At 59.2% G+C, this 18,490-nt stretch carries 21 protein-coding genes; 3 read left to right on the top strand and 18 right to left on the bottom strand.

Going from position 1 to position 18,490, the window contains the following annotated elements:
• Positions 1-24 precede the first annotated feature (24 nt).
• The 12 genes from G3N59_RS25765 to G3N59_RS25710 all read right to left on the bottom strand — a co-directional run bounded on the left by G3N59_RS25765 (position 25) and on the right by G3N59_RS25710 (position 9,975).
• Positions 25-372, bottom strand: a complete 348-nt coding sequence (locus tag G3N59_RS25765) for a hypothetical protein (protein ID WP_205985632.1) — start codon at positions 370-372, stop codon at positions 25-27.
• 112 nt (positions 373-484) lie between these two features.
• Positions 485-1,843: a TrbI/VirB10 family protein gene (locus tag G3N59_RS25760; protein WP_205985631.1), complete on the bottom strand. Its 1,359-nt coding sequence runs from the start codon at positions 1,841-1,843 to the stop codon at positions 485-487.
• Between the two features lie 17 nt (positions 1,844-1,860).
• Entirely contained in the window at positions 1,861-2,811 is a 951-nt protein-coding gene (locus G3N59_RS25755; protein WP_205985630.1) for a TrbG/VirB9 family P-type conjugative transfer protein, read from the bottom strand.
• Entirely contained in the window at positions 2,808-3,653 is an 846-nt protein-coding gene (locus tag G3N59_RS25750; RefSeq protein ID WP_205985629.1) for a type IV secretion system protein, read from the bottom strand. The genes G3N59_RS25755 and G3N59_RS25750 overlap by 4 nt, the downstream gene beginning before the upstream one ends.
• Before the next feature lie 7 nt (positions 3,654-3,660).
• On the bottom strand, positions 3,661-3,843 hold the full coding sequence (locus G3N59_RS25745) for a hypothetical protein (protein ID WP_205985628.1): 183 nt from the start codon (positions 3,841-3,843) through the stop codon (positions 3,661-3,663).
• Between the two features lie 145 nt (positions 3,844-3,988).
• On the bottom strand, positions 3,989-4,867 hold the full coding sequence (locus tag G3N59_RS25740) for a type IV secretion system protein (RefSeq protein WP_205985648.1): 879 nt from the start codon (positions 4,865-4,867) through the stop codon (positions 3,989-3,991).
• A 69-nt stretch (positions 4,868-4,936) separates the two neighbouring features.
• Positions 4,937-5,182, bottom strand: a complete 246-nt coding sequence (locus G3N59_RS25735; protein WP_205985627.1) for a hypothetical protein — start codon at positions 5,180-5,182, stop codon at positions 4,937-4,939.
• Entirely contained in the window at positions 5,172-5,849 is a 678-nt protein-coding gene (locus tag G3N59_RS25730; RefSeq protein ID WP_346777934.1) for a type IV secretion system protein, read from the bottom strand. The genes G3N59_RS25735 and G3N59_RS25730 overlap by 11 nt, the downstream gene beginning before the upstream one ends.
• A gap of 24 nt (positions 5,850-5,873) precedes the next feature.
• Positions 5,874-8,444: a transporter gene (locus tag G3N59_RS25725; RefSeq protein WP_205985625.1), complete on the bottom strand. Its 2,571-nt coding sequence runs from the start codon at positions 8,442-8,444 to the stop codon at positions 5,874-5,876.
• Positions 8,441-8,881, bottom strand: a complete 441-nt coding sequence (locus G3N59_RS25720) for a VirB3 family type IV secretion system protein (protein ID WP_205985624.1) — start codon at positions 8,879-8,881, stop codon at positions 8,441-8,443. The genes G3N59_RS25725 and G3N59_RS25720 overlap by 4 nt, the downstream gene beginning before the upstream one ends.
• A gap of 7 nt (positions 8,882-8,888) precedes the next feature.
• A complete protein-coding gene (locus tag G3N59_RS25715; RefSeq protein ID WP_205985623.1) occupies positions 8,889-9,251 on the bottom strand; it encodes a hypothetical protein in 363 nt (120 codons plus the stop codon).
• Between the two features lie 52 nt (positions 9,252-9,303).
• Positions 9,304-9,975: a lytic transglycosylase domain-containing protein gene (locus tag G3N59_RS25710; RefSeq protein ID WP_205985622.1), complete on the bottom strand. Its 672-nt coding sequence runs from the start codon at positions 9,973-9,975 to the stop codon at positions 9,304-9,306.
• Positions 9,976-10,199: 224 nt separating this feature from the next.
• On the opposite strand from G3N59_RS25710, the gene G3N59_RS25705 reads away from it, so the two are divergent.
• Complete coding sequence (locus tag G3N59_RS25705) at positions 10,200-10,487, top strand: Arc family DNA-binding protein (RefSeq protein ID WP_205985621.1); 288 nt, start codon at positions 10,200-10,202, stop codon at positions 10,485-10,487.
• A gap of 59 nt (positions 10,488-10,546) precedes the next feature.
• Here the strand turns inward: G3N59_RS25705 and G3N59_RS25700 are convergent, their stop codons facing one another.
• From G3N59_RS25700 to mnmH, 6 genes are all read right to left on the bottom strand, one after another.
• A complete protein-coding gene (locus tag G3N59_RS25700) occupies positions 10,547-10,735 on the bottom strand; it encodes a hypothetical protein (protein WP_205985620.1) in 189 nt (62 codons plus the stop codon).
• A 117-nt stretch (positions 10,736-10,852) separates the two neighbouring features.
• Complete coding sequence (locus G3N59_RS25695; RefSeq protein WP_205985619.1) at positions 10,853-11,854, bottom strand: fatty acid desaturase; 1,002 nt, start codon at positions 11,852-11,854, stop codon at positions 10,853-10,855.
• A complete protein-coding gene (locus G3N59_RS25690; protein WP_205985618.1) occupies positions 11,838-12,551 on the bottom strand; it encodes a LuxR family transcriptional regulator in 714 nt (237 codons plus the stop codon). Before G3N59_RS25690 ends, G3N59_RS25695 begins: the two co-directional genes overlap by 17 nt.
• A 14-nt stretch (positions 12,552-12,565) precedes the next feature.
• Positions 12,566-12,829, bottom strand: a complete 264-nt coding sequence (locus G3N59_RS25685; RefSeq protein WP_205985617.1) for a hypothetical protein — start codon at positions 12,827-12,829, stop codon at positions 12,566-12,568.
• A gap of 292 nt (positions 12,830-13,121) precedes the next feature.
• Positions 13,122-14,180, bottom strand: coding sequence for a hypothetical protein (locus tag G3N59_RS25680; protein ID WP_205985616.1), 1,059 nt, complete (start codon positions 14,178-14,180; stop codon positions 13,122-13,124).
• Between the two features lie 220 nt (positions 14,181-14,400).
• The gene (gene mnmH / locus G3N59_RS25675) at positions 14,401-15,429 is read right to left on the bottom strand and encodes a tRNA 2-selenouridine(34) synthase MnmH (protein WP_205985615.1); all 1,029 of its coding nucleotides are present in this window, start codon (positions 15,427-15,429) and stop codon (positions 14,401-14,403) included.
• A gap of 502 nt (positions 15,430-15,931) precedes the next feature.
• Between mnmH and G3N59_RS25670 the strand changes: the two genes are divergently transcribed.
• Positions 15,932-17,164, top strand: a complete 1,233-nt coding sequence (locus G3N59_RS25670; RefSeq protein WP_346777933.1) for an AAA family ATPase — start codon at positions 15,932-15,934, stop codon at positions 17,162-17,164.
• Positions 17,161-18,219, top strand: coding sequence for a chromosome partitioning protein ParB (locus tag G3N59_RS25665; protein WP_205985614.1), 1,059 nt, complete (start codon positions 17,161-17,163; stop codon positions 18,217-18,219). The genes G3N59_RS25670 and G3N59_RS25665 overlap by 4 nt, the downstream gene beginning before the upstream one ends.
• The last annotated feature ends 271 nt before the right edge of the window (positions 18,220-18,490 follow it).

Genomic DNA, 18,490 nt, shown 5'->3' with positions numbered 1-18,490 from the left:
TTGTATCTCCCGTTACAACCCGCTTCAGTGCGCCTCGCCCGGAGGCACCAGCGGCTCGACCTGTACCGACACGCGGTACGACTGCCGGTCATCCGGTACGCTGCTCGCGAGTTCGCGCAGCGTCTGTGCGAGCGATGAGGTGGAGACGACTGTGGTCACCATCGGCAGACCCAGACGCTCGCCCACTGCATTGAGGACCTGGCGGTGCAGCGGCGAGGACATGTCCTCAAACCGGCAGCGATCCAGGGACAGACATTCCTCGAAGGCGTGTTCGTCGCCAATGCGGCGCAGCGGCAGCGCATCCGAGGGCGTGAACGCGCGGCGGGCATCAACCTGATCGGCCAGTTGCCGCACGCGGCTGCCATTGAACATGTAATGCAGCGCATCTCGCAGTTTGCCTCAAAGGCATCACGATCGATGCCGTGAAGCGGAAAATCCTCGGGAAAGTGAACCTGCAACTTCGTTGTCACCGTCTCGCCTCCTTTCATTGCGGGTCCGTCGAACCGACCTCGTTGCCGTCCACGCCGACGTTCTCGTACACGCTGCTCAGGTCCACGTCGCGCGCCACAAATATGTTGATCACGGAGCCCTGGTTCGAATACGCCGTCGGCGGAATGTTGATCGTGGAGCGTAGCGTCTCCGCAGCGACCTCCTGGGTCGCATTCGAACTGTTCGAGAAGGTGATCGTCTGCCCCGCTCCGGTTGCCCTGTTGGCCAGCGCCTGACCGAAGTCACCGATCAGGCTCACCATCAGCGCGCCCTTGAAGCGCAGCCAGAAGTGCTCGTCGACGTAGGCGGGAATGCCAGCCGCGCCCAGCGGATCGGTCGCCGGCGAATTCAGTGGAATCCGCACGTCGCCATCGTCGATCTCGTCCCAGATCGCGCCGATCACGCCCTGCCCCTGCATCACGGCATCACGCGTCTCGCCCTTGGCAATCGCGCCCTTGCGCACCAGCAGCGTCGTGCCGTCGTCTGACCAGACGTCCTGCGCAATCGGACAGCCTATGAGGCCGGGGCGGTCAGTACGGATCGCCGTGGCCTGTCCGCAGCGGATCATCGTGTTTCGGCTAAGCAGGTAGTGGCGGTTTGGCCGGAACGACGCCTGCATCGACTGCAGGTTCGAAGGCTGCAGCGACTGCTCAAGGGCACTCCCCTTGCCATCGCCCGTGGCCGGCGTCGCGCGGGCGGCACCACCTCCTCCTGACTGCCCGCGCAGAGCCGACAGGCCCATCGACCTCGCCGCGCCGGACAGGCCGCCGTCCGCGCTGCTGTCGTTACCACCGGAAGCACTGTTGCCGCGCCCGAACGCATCCATCGTTGCGCCGCTCTCTGTCGTATCTCCCGCCTCGGCACCCGTGTCGCCGCCACCCAGCGCGAGCACGCTGCCCTGCAGGCGCCGCTCGGCCGGCGTGAGCGGACGCTGCCGGTTCGCGGCCATCTGACCACCCGTGCCGCCGTGCTGCGCCGTATCCGAAGGCTGCGCCAGGTGCGCCCTCGCCTCCGAGGCCGCGTTAGCCGCGGCCGCCGCTTCTGACGCAGCTTTCGCCTGCGCCGCTTCATCACGCTTGATCCGGTCTTTCTGGGCATCAATATCCGTACCGGGGTCGTGATTTCCCGAGTTCTGCGCCTTCTTTTCGTCCGCTTTTTTGGCTTCCTGATGACTGTCGGCCAGGCGCTGGAGTCCTACCGTGAGGGCGGCCGCACCGAATCCGATGATGACGATGAACGCGAGCACGAGCTTCCATCGGCCGGCGCGGGTTTTGCGGCGCCCCGGGAGCTCCAGCGACGGTTCCGGCCCGGTGTCGGAGGTCGGCCTGCTCGAGATTTCGTTTTGCTCTTTCATCGGTCTGTGTGCACCGTTCAGTTGCCAGGACTCGAAGGGTTGAAGGACGCGTCACGCTCCCGCGTGAGCCGGGCTGTGCCAGGCAGCGACGAACCTGATGCGTCTGAATGGCCATCGGGCGAGTAGCCGTCGTTGCGAATACCCAGAACCGATTGCCCGTAGCGGATCACGAATTCCCTGGAGACCTCGTGCACGACGATCGTGTCGCCCTCCATGTGGTAATTCACGGTCGCCTCGTCACCGTCCGGCAGCTTGGTGAAGATCGTGGGCAGATCGCGTGTCGTCGAATACTTGAAGTAGGTAAAGCGCCCGTCGTCCCATAGGACGGTCGGCGCAAGAGCGTGATCGCCGCGCATCATGTACTGCATGTTCGACGCGTTGGCCACAGCGACTGGGGCCACCTGAGTGCCGGGGTTGCCGACGGCCTGCAGCGTCGCCAGGAACGCCGCCCTGCCGCCCGGCATTGATGCGCGCGGCATCGGACTGCCCGTCGCGCCCGCGAGTGCCGCCGTGACTGCCTGCTGCCGGCGCAGTTGTGCCGACGCCGCCTTCTCGCGCGTGTCTGGATAATCGAAGCGCAGCACCCACGTCGCCGGCTGCGCGGCCGTCGCATCAGCCAGGGATATGGCGTAGACGCGACGGTTCGTCACGATCAGGAAATTCGTCTCGGGCTGCTGGGCTCTCGGCTTCAGTAACGCTCCGCTGTCGGTCATGCCCAGCGACCACGCCTTGGTATCGCCGATGCCTGCACCGTGGTCGATGACCTTCTCTCCCGGCTCGAACTGGATGAATACCGCCCTTCCCGCTTCTGTCGCCACGCGATAGGACTGGTTTGCATCGTAGGTTGCGCACTGCACGTGCGGATCGCCGCCGCAGCTGTGCGGCGTTTGAACCGCGACTGCCGGCGCGCTCACCGTAACGACAGCGCACGCAAGCGCTTTCCGCATGGGAAACCGGCCCAGGCTCATGCCGCGCCTCCGGTCGATGGCGTTGCGGTGGAACCGGGCGCGACATCCGAGGGCGCACGCGTCCAGTCGCGCGAGACCTGGTAGCTCGTGCAGCGAAAGCCGTCGGGGTCGATATCCTGCTCGTCCTGCTTCTCCGGAATATCCACACGCGTGAAAGCCACCGTCGCAATCCAGTACGTCGGATCGGGACGCTGGGCGGCCGGACTCAATGGCACCAGCTGCCGCGAGAAGAAAACTTGTGCCGTGGCACCCACAAACGTGATTGAGCCGACCTTCGCAATGATGCGCGCCTGGTCTTTCAGCATCTTGAGCGGACCCGCTGGCCCGCGGATAAACGTGTCGTAGATCTGCCCTTCCCGGTCATCGCTCATGATCATCACGGCCTTGTGGGCGTCCTCGATGGTTTCCCAGTCGTAACCCTCCCGCAGCAGGACATAGGTGTGGAGGTCGTGACGGTCGGTCTTCTCATTGAACGTCACGCGGCCATGCGCGGTTGTGGGTAACACGTCCACCTTGCCGGTCGTGTTGTCCACCCGTAGCACAGCGGGTGGATTCGGCCTTTTCAGTAATCCTAAAGCTCCCATGCAAAAAACAGCCGCGAGAGCGACACCGCCCGAGAGCACCGAGCGACGATCGGCGATACGTGCCTTTTCTTCCAGCGCCCGCATCTTCGACCGTTCGAATGCCATCGCCTGGTTCAGATACCAGGTCACCGCATCGTTGCCAGATGCATCCGCCGATGTTGCTGTCTGCTGTTTCTGGATAGCCGTCGCCGCGGCATCCGGTTTGCGACGGCGGCCCGGCATCGCCGCCGCAAACCACCGTCTGATCATTGCGGACATCCAATCCTCACTTCTGTTGTGGACGGCTGGCTTGCGCCGTGACCGGATTGACGGGCACCCACTGGCCGGTAGGCTCTGGGGGCTTCGGTGGCGAACTGCACGCCGCGAGGATCGAGATCGCTGCCGCCACAGCGACGGCGATGGCGATGGCGCTCGCCGGCATGCGACTATGGCCAACTGGTTCAGTCATCTTTGCTTCCCCCTCCGCGTATCGCTCAGTGAAGCCAATGCGCCGCAGTGTTGACAAGCAGCGCTGAGACCACCGCGCCGACCGTTGCGACCGCTGCGGCAATCAACCACCAGCGTGCAAGCTTCAGAAAAAAATTGTTCACTTCTTACCTCGCTTCGCTCAATGAGCCACCCGCTCCGCTCTTTCCTCCGCTCCCACCCACCTTTCCAAGTGCACCCGCTATCCTGCCGACGGTACTGAACTTGCCCACCATCGTCGAAATACCAACCCCGCCCGCGAGAGACGATGCAAGACCGGGCAAATTCAGCGAAATGACCCAGAATGCGATACCCATGACGTCGAGTTCAATGAGCTGCGGAATCGAGACGGGACCGTTATTCGGCACGATGCCCATCGCGAAATTGACCTCGAGCGCGCACGCTGCGGCAAACAGCGCTACAAGCAGGATGTAGTTCATGCACTGGCCCACCCAGTTCCAGAAGAATTGCCGCGATGGCGGGAAAAGCCCGGCCGATATAAACAACGGACCAAGCGCCAGCAGAAGACCCAGCGCAAACTTCGCGAGGATGATGTAGGCAACCGCGATGGACATGAACGGGCCCCCGAAAATGATCATCAGGGCGATTGTCCAGATTGCAGCAATGACTCTGAGGCCGGAAGCCTGCTGGTAGATATTGATCGCTGCGTTGATATACGCATTGAGCAGATCGTCGAGGCCTGATATTGGATTGCCGCTGTTGGTCAAGGCGCCGGCGATCTGCTCGCCCAGACCATTCACAAACGGTACGACATAGTCACTGTAGAACTGGATGTTCATGCCGCACGTGAGAATGACAGCCCAGAGCGCCACGCGCTTGAAAAAATCGTCAATCGGATCGTCATGGCGGCCCTGCCAGTACCCCCAGCAGATCAATAGTACGTAAATACTGAAACACACAGCCATCAACGGCGAGATAAGAGAAATCATCCTCGTCGAGCCGGAGGAAATCGTACTCAGCACGTTCTGCTCGAACGTGTTCGTCATGGACGTGAAAAGGTTGACAGAGACCACGGACACCTCCTACCTCAGTCAAACGACGGCGAACCGCTGATGCTATTTCAGTCCGGCGGCGCTCGCCGCGGCGTCGTCGCTGGCCGGATTGATACCTTGCGCCTTACGTTGTGCCGCCAGTTTCTCGGGCGTTGTACCCAGCATCGCGGCATCGAATTTCAGGTCCCGTTGCTGCTGCTGTTCCTCCTGGAGGTTGTGCTGATGACGGTCCCACGCGAGGTAGCCCAGATAGCCTGCGATAACGGCCAGCAGGGTGATGACGGTTCCGAGGAGTGCCTTATTGACCATTGGTGTTCCCCACAAAAGCGTTGTCGAATTCGCGATCGCGCTGCTCCTGAGCAAGCTTGAGCTCGTCCTCCTGCAGCTTCGCGGTCAGCTGCAGACGCGTCTGGTCGTTAGTCACTAGGGCCTCTTCGGCCGCCATGCGGTTTTGCAGATCGGCTTTTTCGGTTGGGTCCTGCGTCAGGTTCGCCTGCTGCATGAGCGACTGGATGTTGCTGAAGCGCGCCATGATCGCCGAGTACGCCTGCTCGTTCATGGCCTTGTTCGCGGCAAGCGTGTCGTAATAGCGCTGCTGGCCCGCCGTGGCGGCGCCCGTCATGCCCTCCTGCTGCTCGATGCTCTGCATCGTCGAGCTGATGCCGGGCAGGCCGCCTGACTTCGCCTGCGAGTAAATGTCCTGCCACTCTTCAGGCAGGTAGTTGCGCAACGACGGATTGTTCAGCATCATGCCGATGCTGCTGTTGCCGGTGATGGCCTGGAACTGCGCCTCCTGGTTCTGCACCTGCCGAACCAACTGCTGAACCATCTCCATCTGCTGGGCGAGCTCGGCCGGCGAGATGGTCGGCACACCTTGGGCGTGCCCCGCCGACGCGCCGAACAGGATGGCAATAGCAGGGAGCGCGCGACGCAGCCCACTCTGCAAAGCGGTCGAGAAGGCGAGTTCAGGTTTCACGGCTACCTCCATTCGGGTTGAAATTCAAACTGTGGCCAGCGCAGCCGTTTCGTGCGCAACAGGCCCATAGATCGCCTCGAGCGCCACGCGCTTTTCCGCAAGCAGCGTATATAGCTCAGTAATCCATATCAGTTCGTCCTTACCGTGTTTTGCAATCAGCCGCGAGCGCTGCTTGCGCTCGTAAACGCGATATAGATAGGCCGGCACCCATGCGTCCGGGTCATCGCCCACTTCGGAGCGCACATCGTCGAGAATCCGCGCGTTCTCTCGATCGCCGGAGAACATCGCAATCGCATCGTCCATACCGCGCAGATCGAAATGAGCGATCGCCGACTGGTTGCCCTGCTTGATCAGCATGAGACGCGAGTCCTTCGTGAATGTCTTGAACTTGCTGAATTCCTTCTTTGTCATCCCGTCGCGTAGATAGGGAGCTTCTTCTGCCTGCTCATCAGCGAGATAGCACTTGGTGGCAATAAGGCTGCGCAGCGCCGGGTACAGATCCGCAACCTTCTGTGCCTGTTCTGGTTGCTGCGTGAGGAGGATCATGAATTCACCCTCCTTCCGGCCGCTGGCCAGCGTTTCCTCAATCTGCTCACGGATCGTCGGAAAGCGGGTCGGCAGCCAGTATTCCTCTACGACCGTTGCCATCAGCCCGCCTTCACGACGCATGAGCTTCTTCAGATGGAAGAGCCATGCAAATACGGGCTCCGACGGCTCGTAGTCCGGAACAAGGAATGCCTCAACGTCGAACCCGATAACGCGCTGTTCGGTCAGATTCCGTACCGGGTTCGGTGGGTTGTCGAACACCCATGCGAACTTGCCGTTCGCGGATTTGCACCAGAGCGACAGACGCTCACGCAGGCAATCGCCGCCTTCGTCCGGGATACTCTCCAGCAGGAGGCTGAAGCGGCGCAGGCGCACATCTTCGATGCCCATCACGGCATCGACGGCGTTCTGGCACTGCTTCGCTTCTTCGGCCGTCAGGGGGAGCTGGACCGGTCGGCCCTGTTGATCGACTCCGTTCTTGCGACCACACAACCCGACGAGGGTATAGAGAAATGCGCGGTTTTCCGGCGTATCGGCCAGTTCAAACGGCGCCCAGTTGGTGGGCTCACCTTTCACCACATGAACATACGCCCCGCGCATCATGCGGATCACGGGCTCCCATGCGCGCCCCTTGTCCAGCACGAACAGCATCGGATCGAACCGCATCAGCATATTTACCGTGGCAGCAATAACTGTACTTTTGCCTGCACCGGTCGTGCCTTTCACCTCGGTATGGCCGGCCACCTTCTCGCCTACATTGATGTCACCCATGCGCGTCGCGTGAAAGCTGAAATCGTAGGCATTGCTGGCGAGCGTGGGAAACGGAATGATCGCGGAGCCGTCGCCGACCGGATTACCCTCCGCCTTGCCAGTCGAGTAGGTGTGAAACGCGTTCATCGCGGCCAGATTGCGCGAGGACTGCACCTTGGGCCGCGGCTTGACCTTCGCGCCCGGAACCTGGGAAAAATAGGTGAACGGCGCCGATCCGGTGGCGGTCATCCATTCCACACCGCACTCGTTGCGCGAACGGGAAATAAACAGGTCTCCGTTCGCGATCGCTTCCTTTGCCGTTGCCCCATACACCACGGCCGCGCCGTGGTACTCGCCGAAGCTCAACTCGCCGGTGTTGACATAGCCTTGCGCGTTGCGCAGCTCCTTGATCTGGTGTGCGGCCTTGTCCCCTGCCGACTCCAGCCTGTTGATGGCGGAATCGATCGTGCGGTTTGCGTCATACCCGGTCAGACAATTGAACGATTGCGTGATGGTGAATTCCATCGGCAGTGTGAGCAGTGCGTTCAGTTGCCCCCAGCCAGGCCTGTCCGGAAAGCCACGCAGATCCAGACAGGTTGCAAACTGTCGTCCCGGTGTGACGCCCGGCCCGCGGATCGCCATGGTGTTGTAGCCAAAATGAAGCCAGCTCGACGGGATGACATCCATTCCCGGTTCCGCTGAAACCGCGGTATCAATCCATACCGCATTGACGATGTCGCTGACGAAGCCGTACTGCTTCGAGTACAGCATCTGCGTGCCGTTCATGTGCGTGCGGGGATACACATCAAGGAGCTCGGCGTCGTAACCGGCGAACTGCAGCATTGCCTGACTCGCAAGCGACTCGATTTCCTTCAGACCATCGTCGAAGTCCTCGTATTTGAGAATCAGCGACAGGTAATAGCGGTTCTCATAGAAGCGCGCATTGCTGAACCGCGCGATGTATTCCCGCGCGAACCACTGCTGGAAGCGCTCCCGAAACCGGTAGACACGTTCAAAACTCACACGTCGGCGGGCAAACGTCGTGCAGTAACCGAGGCGACCGCCCAAATCGCGCCCGAGTTTGCTGTACGTTTCCGTATCGCGATCGAAGGTGCGCTCAAGCGCCAGGTTTTCGTGAACCTCGAAAGGCATACCACTCAGCGAGAGGGTCACCATGAAACGGTCGCCCCCGAGGTGCTGGACGTATCTCGTCACCGGATGGCCGAACGTCGGCAGCCAGTCCTCGACCGCGCCCAGGCCGCCGAGAATGTCACTTGAAACCTCGGGCTTCTGATTCACGGCTCCTCCTGATCAAGTTCGCGCAGGCGGTGCGTGCCGCGCGGCAGGGGCGTCAGGAACGCCCGGTAAACGCGGCGCTGCCTCCCAAAGCGCAGCGGGGCCAGCGTCAGTGTGTTGCCAAAACGCAGAGCGGCGCCCTTCGCGTTGACGAACGCCCGAAGCTTCTGCATCCGGAAGTAGAAACGGCAGCGGATCTCCAGCCACATGATGCGCAGGCCCTGATCGTCCGTTTCACACACCTGCTTGAAGTACAGGAGCACTGGTGCACCCAGGAATGCAAACGCCAAACCGCCCGGTCCGAGAATCGCCCCTGCGATAACGCCAACGAACATGGAACATACGACCACCACCAGCATGGCCATATACGGCACGCCCCAGATGCCGGCCGTGCGGCCCAGGCCGTTGAAACCGGGATAGCGGGTTTTCTCGTCGGACATGGCGCGCTCAGGAAAACATGTTCCACAGATAGGGGGCGAGCACACCGACGACCGAGCCCACCACCGCGACCTTTCCGCAGAGCACACCGAATTCGCTCCAGTGAGCACGATCTGCCCAGCATTCGGCCCCTTTCCACATCAGGACACAGGCACCCACGATGCCAAGAAAACTGTAGAGCCAGATCTTGAATGTGGTCGCACCCTGCGTCGCCGAATCCAGACCGCCGGCGAACGCCCGGTGCGGTCCAACGATGCTGCAGAGGATGGATGCAACGAGAGCATGGCAGGCGATACGCCGCATGTTCATGCGCGACGCGTAATTAATCAGTTGTACTGATTTCGCGTAATTCAACTTGGTGCCGAAAAACATAATTCCTCCGTCAGGTTGCCATTGATATCCGCCGGCCAGCGGGTCAGCTACATCAATTGCACGAGTCACCGTCGCATGGATAGTCACCAAACGCGTCCCACGACGGATGCGATCGTGCTGCGGTGTCGTTGTCCGCGTCGCCATCGGATGCAGTCACACGCCGCACGCGTACCGGCCGCGCGCGATCGGACTTGGGTGTCGCCGCCCTGTTCATCACAACGGGGATCGCCGGCACGACGGTGGTTTGGGCGGCCGGCTGCGCGTTGGCCGCGACGCGCTGGACATAGCTCGTGCCGTCGGCTTCGGCAACGAAACCTCGCGTGAAAGTCCCGCTGTAGTAGCAGCTGATAGCCGCACCCAACGTCCTGTCTCCTACTCCCATGCTCCCAGCCGCCCTGGCGTAGCAGCGGCTCAGGATGTCGGCGCCGGCGCGCAGGTTGGCGCACATATCGAACACAGTCCTGTAGGTGAGTCCATAGCGGGCCAGGTTCGCCTTATTGATCTGTCCGAGCCCCATGCTGAAATTGAGGCCTTGTGCGTCAAGCGCCTTTGCGGTCGCTACGGCCTCCGCCTCATTGCGGGGCTGCCTCGCAAGATGGCCGCCGACCACGCCAATTGCATAGGGATTGAAGCCGGATTCCGTGCGAACGAGTGCCTTCAGCGTGGTCGGATGGACAGTCGGAGCACACTGTTGCGCTAGCAAACTGAAATCGATCGGCATCATGGCAACCTCGATATCTTCTGCGGTTGATCCGGGCCACCACCGCGGGTGCGGTCATGGCATTCGGATGTGCTCCAAAACAGTTCCATCCTGCAGTCAGCAAACCTTGCGAATACCTTGGCGTCGCACAAAGCAATCGCCTCGGGATCGCCCCGGCTGCCTTGGCACTATAGTGCCATTTCGTGGCACTATACGGTAGTGTCTTCGTAGTGTCAAATACTGCACCTATGGATGACATCATTCGTTCCCAGTTCCGGTTGCCGCGTCCGCTGCACCTTCAGCTCAAAGCTACGGCCAGGGCGAACGGGCGCTCTCTGAATGCCGAGGCGGTTGCACAGCTCAGTCGCGCCCTGTCAATGCCCGAGGATGTGATAGCGCAGGCGAAGGTGCCGGCGCCGACGGCGAACCAGCTCGCCGAGGTTTTAGGGCGCATCCCCTTGCGGAGCATCCTGACGGCCGAAGAAGTCGATACCATCGCAACGCGGCTCCAGACACTGCTTGCCAGTGACAACTAGGCGGCCGCGCGGCACTAGAGCGGAAGGCCTCAGCCGCACTCCCGAAGACACCATTCCTTTCAGTTACGCGCATCCACGGAATCATCCAGGGCGAAGTCCAGGCATCTTCCCTCGACCGCGGCGCGGCGTTCGCGAAGCTCGACGATCAACTGAGCGTTTTTCGAGCGAGACTCAAGCTTCGCGCGGTTGGCCAGCCAATCATTGAGCTCCCTGGGGAGTCGACACTGTGAGCGAACAATGTCACTCATTCCCCCTCCTCTCACGCACTTCCGTGCTGTTCAACACGTTGTTAATCGAAGGCAACACTGAATCGACACCGCACTGACACTCTCGCCGAAACAGCCTGATAACTTCAAGATGCTCGTTTATTCTTGATTTTCGTGCGTATCGGTGCTACGCCGATGCGACGGCATATCTGGATGATGGTTCATGACCGAAAACCAGAGCGGTGGCAAAAGCGCGAGGAAGAACATGTGCATGTATCCCGCTGGCAGCGTCACGCCAACGCACTTGAGACGCCTGCAGGAGAGTGTTTGGTCGAGATGGTGATGGGCGTGAAAACCATTGTTCACGAACAGCCGGTTGGAGAGCCAGGAGCGGACGTTCCATGCGACAGGATCGCCGCCACCGACAAGGCCGTAGTGCTGGATGTAGCCGATCGTTTCCACGACGAAGATGGAAATTGCACTTTGGCCAAGAAAGAACATCAAGCCGCGCGCGCCGCCAAGCGTCAGAAATACGAACACAGTTCCGATCCACGCTGAGGCTGGAAACACGAGCCTGCGCTTTCGCCCTTGGGCCAACCGCCGGCGATCGGCAGCGAGAGCCGCAAGCGATGATCTGGCAAAGGAACGCCCCACATGCCTCCAAAGCGGCAGGCCAACATGCGCCGTTGACCCAAACTGGGGATCCCCGACGTTGGCGTGATGCAGTTCGTGTACCAACCGGTAGTGCGGATATCCGGCGAGTGTCATCCCAATATCGGTAGCCCATCTTCCCAGGCGACCGTCTCCATGCATGACCTCGTGAATGTGGGCCATCGCAAACGCACTCAGAACGCCGCATACCACCGTAAGACCCACAAATTCCGGCGCGGGGACATACTTGATTCGAGATGCCGAATCGAGAACCGCAACCACCCACAAGCAGATAAACCCGACAGGAACCACATGACTGACCGTAGGGCCGTCGATTTGTCCGTCACCCGTCCCGATATGCTCACCAAGCAACGCATCGAAGACAAGGATTGCAACTATCAGGCCGGCGACGTACACCCATGGGTGATCACACTGAAACGCGACAATAGCTGAAACCGGGATTGCCCACGACAACAAGTACCACCCCGGCTTGTCACGCAAGGAGGTCATGCTCTTCCGCGAATTTCACCGCTGCGGTGATGCGCGCAACATTGAGCTTTTCATTGATGCGCTGGAATTGGCGATAGACAGTCACCGACGATACCTGCAATTCGGCGGCAATGTCTGCGGCGGTGAAACCCGTCCTTACCAGGCCGAGGAGCCGGAGCTCGTCGTGTGTCAGGCCCGTGACCTGCATCACTTCTTCTCTCACCGCACGGGACGACCATTCGAGAAGTTCCAGTGCCAGGGCGCGAAAAAGCGGGCGCGCTTCGTGGAATTTTGCCTCCATCGTTTCTGGCGGCAGGTCAGATCCGAGATAAAGGATGCCGATGCGCCCCTTCTCGCTTGTGTGGACTGGAACGACGTAGCCGCTGCGAAAACCATATTCCGCCGCCACCTCCAGCATGCGTCGTTGACCTGCCGTGCGAACAGGCAGTTCGGAGCCTAGTAACGGCGCCGTGTTCGACCGCGCATACTCAAGGCATGGATCGGTGAGGTACCAGCGATTTGCATTGTAAAGTTGGCACCACTCCGGCCGGCAGCCAATCAGGAATCGATAGGTCGATCGGCTATCGGAAAAATCCGATGGATGCAGGGAGACGAACACGAACGACTCCGCACCACGTGTTTGAATCGCGCGCTTCACAAGCTCGGCTAACTCAAGCTCGTCTGTGGCGTTCAACAGGTCATCAACGCTCAGATCCATAACTGCCGTCCTACTTAACGTGCTTTGCCAACCTCACTACCCCAAACCAGTTGCCGAACTTCACCGTAGATGTACTCCATCACGGAATAGTGCGGATCGGCCGCCGCGAATCCCTCAAAATCATCGCGCACCAACATGGGAAGAACCTGCACCGCGACGGTCCGGTCACCCTGAACGAGAAAACGTTCGGCAATGAATCCCGTTGCTACACGATACAGGCGGACTCCGACGCGCTCTGTCGGAGCGCCAACGTCCCGCTCAAAGATGAGATTCTTCATAATCCTCACCAATATCACCGGGGTGGTACCCACACTCCCTGCATCTACGATCAAGGCAGTCTTGCGCAAATGGCGAGGAAATTAAATTGTCGGCAGCGCAAGCTTCGCACTCGAACCAACTCGTGAAAAAGACCTTGCGACATGCCTTGCAGGTAATCTGATGAACTTCTTTCTCGGTCAGGACCTCCCACCCATCCTCACCGAATACCATGCCGCAAGCCGGACACACGATGCTAAGACACTCACTCATAGTTTGCAGTCCAACTGTAATTTCGGTACCGGCGCACTACCACTAAGCACCCGATTGCTGCGCGATCCTTCTGCCAGTACAGGTCCTAGAAGTGGTTAAGCGAACCCCCTTCAAGTACGCCATGAACCGACCAATCTCAGCGTCCTCCATGCCCAACCACGCGTAACGCACACGTGCCGGTTTCAAAGGAAATATGCGCTCACGCGCGATTCCGTGATGTTCGAGATACGCAAGAAAGACGAACAGATCTTCGCCCTGCATTCGCTCGATCCATGACCGCAATCGGATCACCTGCTCGTCCGTGAGAGCCGCTGGCGATGTATTCAGCACACTCAATGCAAACCGCGTCGGTTGCCGTGTTCGGGGAGCAAAGTAAAGGTCCCGGAGATGCTGATGCGCTGCTCGCGGATCCTTTCCAGAATCGGAGTCTTGCGCCCTGCGCCGTCCGCGATTCCAAGGTCGACCTTCGCGAGCCGCAGACCAAATGCGGCGCAGGTTAGCTGACCGGGCGTCCTCCCTTGAAAACCAGATCTCCCGCAATTGGGCATACTCGTCCGACTGCGCAACGCGATATGCAGCGTCCACTAAAGGGCCGTCGTGCCAGCGCGCCACGGGCGGCATTCGCGTGGCCGCTCGCATACGGGCCTGGTCATCCTTCAACTCAACTTCTGCTTCCTCAAAGAGGCGGCGGAAAAGGACGATCGAGCGGCGAAAGTATTGGTTAGCGGCGTCTGCCTCAACGTACGGCCGCTCGGGAAACGTCTGGGCGTTTGCGGGAGCAACGTGGCCGTTACTCGAATCCGTTATCCTCGTCGCTATCCAGAATGCATACTGCGGAAAGAGACGCGCCAACGCTTCGATCATGTCCGGCGTCGGTCGCTGACGCCTATGGAATACCTTGCGCCACCGCTGCGTCGAAATCCCGGTGTATTCGGTGAGCCGCTCAAAATAACCTCGGCCCGGCTCGGGAACTTGAATGAATTCCGTCAACGAGTCGACGACTCGCCGGAGCCTTCCTCGCCCCCGTGCGCCATCCGTTTGTCCAAGCCTAGTCCGCTCATCCAGAAGCAGAATGATGCGGTCCTCGATCGTCGTACACATGCCCGGATAATCCTGATTCGACTATCTGTCCAGTCAAGACCAAAATTCATTTCGTACGACGTTACTGCGCCGGTCGCAAGGGACGCCAATGCTGTTACATCCAGATACATCGGCTAAACCAGACTGCATAAAAGAGGTAACTACCTCATTTCGGAGCCGGATGAGGCTCGATAAATCCGCAATAAATTCAGAGCGTCAGATAACCCGACGTCATCCAATATCAGCCGAAGCGTTCGATCATGTCTCGAGCAACTCGGTTCAGAGTGTCGGGCTGTAGATTCTGGAGCTCAATGGAGGGCGCGTTGGGGATCGACTGATAGACCCGTTTCGTTGAGCGTGCATAGCTCGGATCGTAATGAGCAATCATTAGGCGTTCGAATAATTCGGGAATCCTTCGTGCCGACGCCAGCTCGTGCCATAGCTCAACCTCTTTCCCGCCCACGAGGCTCCGCAGATGGGCGAGCCGATCGAGCAATGATTCAGGATCGCTTTCAAAATGTGCGTAGTCTTCGCGCCATAACCGTACGCGCTCTTCCATCGGGGCACGGACCTGCACCAGCGTGCCTGTCGAGTGCATCGTTTCGAGCAGGGTCAGCGGCACTTGAACGTTGCCGATTTTCTTGCTTTCAGCCTCGACCCATACTGGACGAGTTGAATTGAATGTGGAAAGTTTCTGAAGGAGCAAGCTGTCGAAATATTTTTGTGTCGGTTGCTCGATCCCGGGGATTGCACCGATAACAGAACCGCGATGCGCGGCAAGCGCCTCAAGGTCCAGAACCTGCGCCCCTTCAAGGGTCAGTTGGTCAAGCAGACGCGTTTTACCGCAACCCGTCGGCCCAGAAAGGACAATGTAAGAGAATTCGCGCGGACGACTCTCCAATTGCTCGTTGACCCAACGTCGGTAGCCTTTCCATCCCCCAGGTAATCGGTCAACCTTGTAGCCGATGGTGTCTAGCGCATCGAACCATAGACGGCTACGTTTGCCGCCACGAAAACAATAGACCAGGATCCGGCAGCGGCGAGAGTGGTTGGCAATTACAGTGTCCAGATGACGTGAAATGTTCTTCAACGAGTAGGACACGCCAATCAGGTATGCATGCATCTTGTCTGTTCGATGCAAGGTACCGACTTCCGCGTACTCCTCGTTGTTCACCACCGGAAGGCTGATTGCCCCCGGAATATGATCCTCCGCGTATTCGCGCTCGCACCGTGCATCAATGATGAGGTCGTAGTCTTCAAAGCGATACATGAATTCGGTGCCTCTCCTATTCGAACCCTGCCTCGGAGCAATTATGCGCAGGTTCGTGGCTGCCACGGTTAGATAGACCATACGGCACTCGAACCGCTCGGACGCACTATCCGTCACGCAGCAGAGCCGCGTTCGTGCGACAAGCGGGCGTCCACAAAGCCAGCCTCCCAGCCCACACTTTTGCGTAAAAAGCAAGAGCAATCTGGCATCTTGAAGTTATCACGGCGTTTGGGCGAAGGTGTCAGCGTGGTGTCGGTTCAGTGCGGTGAGTTGTCCTGCTTAGAAGTGCTGTCCGTAGATGCACCATCAGCAAGCATCAAGAGGCCGTACCGGTCAACCGAACTGTGTGGAAATGTGCCAATCCACTATCCGTGCTGGACGCGGCCGAGAAATCAACACTTCAGAGTTTACTTGAAGTTTACTCGGTCAGCCATTATCCTCACGGTTAATCGACTTCCACCCCAAAACCCTGCGGAAGTTCGGGTAACCTGAGGATGCGACCGTGACCGCCAACGACATACTGATTACCCACCTGCCAGAGGTCGACCAATCCGTGTCGTTCGACGCGTTGATTGGCGTATCAGGTCGGGCCAAGGACGCATTTGGGCAAATCCGAAACCGATTGCTCGAGCCCTATCCTCGCAAGAAGGCGCCGGTTTTCAGTACAGCAGCTCTGGCGGCGCTCTGCAATATCGACCGCCAAAAGCAGCGGTATCTGGCAAGCAAAGGTGAACTCCCGCCCGGCACCTTACCCGGGAATGGAAAAGCAAAGGTCTACACGCTAGACGAGACGATAACGTGGATTCAAGCAACATCGAAGCGTCCGAAACGCCCAACCGCGGCGCGCGGGCGCGTGTATGCGATCGCAAACTTCAAAGGCGGCGTCGCAAAGACAGCCACAGCCGTGTCCGTTGCACAAGCTCTCAGCTTGCTCGGTCGTCGCGTCCTCATCTTAGACTGCGACCCACAAGGGTCCGCTACGCAGTTATGTGGCTACGCGCCTGAAGCCGAGATTCCAGAAGATAAGACGCTACTGCCGCTTATTTATGGCGACCAGAAAACACTGCACTACGCTGTGCGGAACACGTATTGGCGTAACCTGGACCTCATTCCGGCGTCCGCCGCGCTCTTTGACGCTGAATTTGAGATCCCTTCGAAGGTGCTGCATGACCCGCGTTTTGAATTCTGGGACATCATCAACAAGGGGTTCAAATCGGACGCGACGAATTCTAGTGGTGACGGTGTACGTCCGCTAATCGAAGACTATGACGTTGTCATCGTCGACACCCCTCCTGCCCTCAGCTACCTGACGATCAACGCGCTTATTGCGGCGGATGCCATCCTGATGCCATGCCCGCCTGAGGGGCTTGATTTCGCCAGTTCCACCCAGTTTTGGAGTCTCTTCTCCGACGTCGGCAGCAACCTGCCTGGCCTCAAGGAAAAGAAACGCTATGACTTCGTGAAGGTGATTATGACGAAGGCACGCACCACTGATACCTCAAGGGCAGTACAGGGTTGGCTGCGTATGGCGTACAGCGACCATGTGCTTCCGTACATCATCCCGGAGTCGAAGATTCAACAGGACGCCTCGGCGATGTTGTCCACAATTTACGATCTTCCCAAGTCCGAAGTTCGAAACTCGACCTATGCAAGGCTACGCGAGCCACTCGACCAGTTGGCCGAATACCTTGATGACCAGCTGATCGCAGCTTGGGCGAAGGAGTCGGCGCAATGAGTATCGGGAAACGTCTTGCGCAGCGAACGGCCGGGATCGAACTTAAAGAGACTACCGCACCGGCACCAAGTCAGGGCGGGCCTGCCCTGACCTCACCTGGCCGCCTAATGAGCGCGACTAGCCGCATTGTGGAGGCTGAGGACCGTGCTCTAGCTGCCGAACGCACTGCGGAGGCAGTCAAGGTCGAACTCGAAGACGCTCGTAGACAAATCGAGAGCCTTCAGCAATCGAACCTAAGCGCAGGCACAACTGAGATCGAAATTTCTACCCTCGTTGAGGTACCAGGACGCAGGAGAGTTCTCTCGCCGGTGGAATATAGCGAATTGCGCGAAAACCTTCAGCGCAATCCGTTGGTCCACCCGATCGTTTTCCGTCCCCTCGGGGATGGCAAAAACGAGATCGTTTCTGGTAACAACCGGGTAGCGATATACAGAGATGAACTAGGGCGGACGACGATCCTCGGCGTGCCGTTCACTGGTGACGCCAAATCCGCGGAGATGGGGGCAACCTTCTCAAATCTGCTTGCTCCATCTTTGCCAGACTTCGAGAAGTTTCGGCAGTTCGTGCGGCTACAGGAAGAATCCGGGTTTACCCGCTCTGAAATTATCGAAGCCTCTGGACTGACTAAGCAGCACGTCTCCCGCATCCTCTCGTTCGAAAAATTGCCACAAGAAGCTCGCGACGCAATTGCGCGGCGGCCAGACCGGGTTGGGGGCAATGCTGCCGAAGATTTTGCTGCGCTCGCGACTGATGGGAACGCCGAGGCAGTGGTGAAGGCGATTCGAGCGCTCGTCACCGACGAATCATTGACCCAGAAGCGCGCTCTTGAGCTCGCCAAGCCGAAGAGAGAAAAAGTAGCGGCGGCGCCTCTGACCCGCACGATCACAATCGGGCGCAAGAAGCTCTGTGACATCTCAGTCCGGAGCGGAGTGATCGGTCTGCGATTTGCCGGCAGTGCCGACGACGCAGAGGCAACCGCACAGATGTGGGCGGACAGGATTGAAACGCTTATCCGGCGTGAGGTTGAAGAGAAAAACGCCGAAGAAGGTCGCTAATAGCGACTCCAATAAAATCAAACACTTAGCGATTAAGCGAGACGTGGTAGCAAGAGTCGCTTCTAGCGACTCCTTATAAATCAATGACTTACAAACTCAGGATGACGGGATGCGCTAACAATCTGGGTACCTGAAAGACAAAGGCCCTCGGCTGGAACCGAGGGCCTTTGCAAAATTGGGCTCGACTGAAATCGTGCCCCGCTACTCACTCAGCCGGCTGGAACCGGGAGAGCTTAGACACCTCTGAGTGTAGCGGAAAGCGATAGGCAGT

Source organism: Paraburkholderia sp. Ac-20340 (genome assembly GCF_017104965.1).
Lineage (GTDB): Bacteria > Pseudomonadota > Gammaproteobacteria > Burkholderiales > Burkholderiaceae > Paraburkholderia.
The sequence above is the reverse complement of the archived record's forward strand: the minus strand, read 5'-3'. Positions and strand labels throughout refer to the sequence as shown.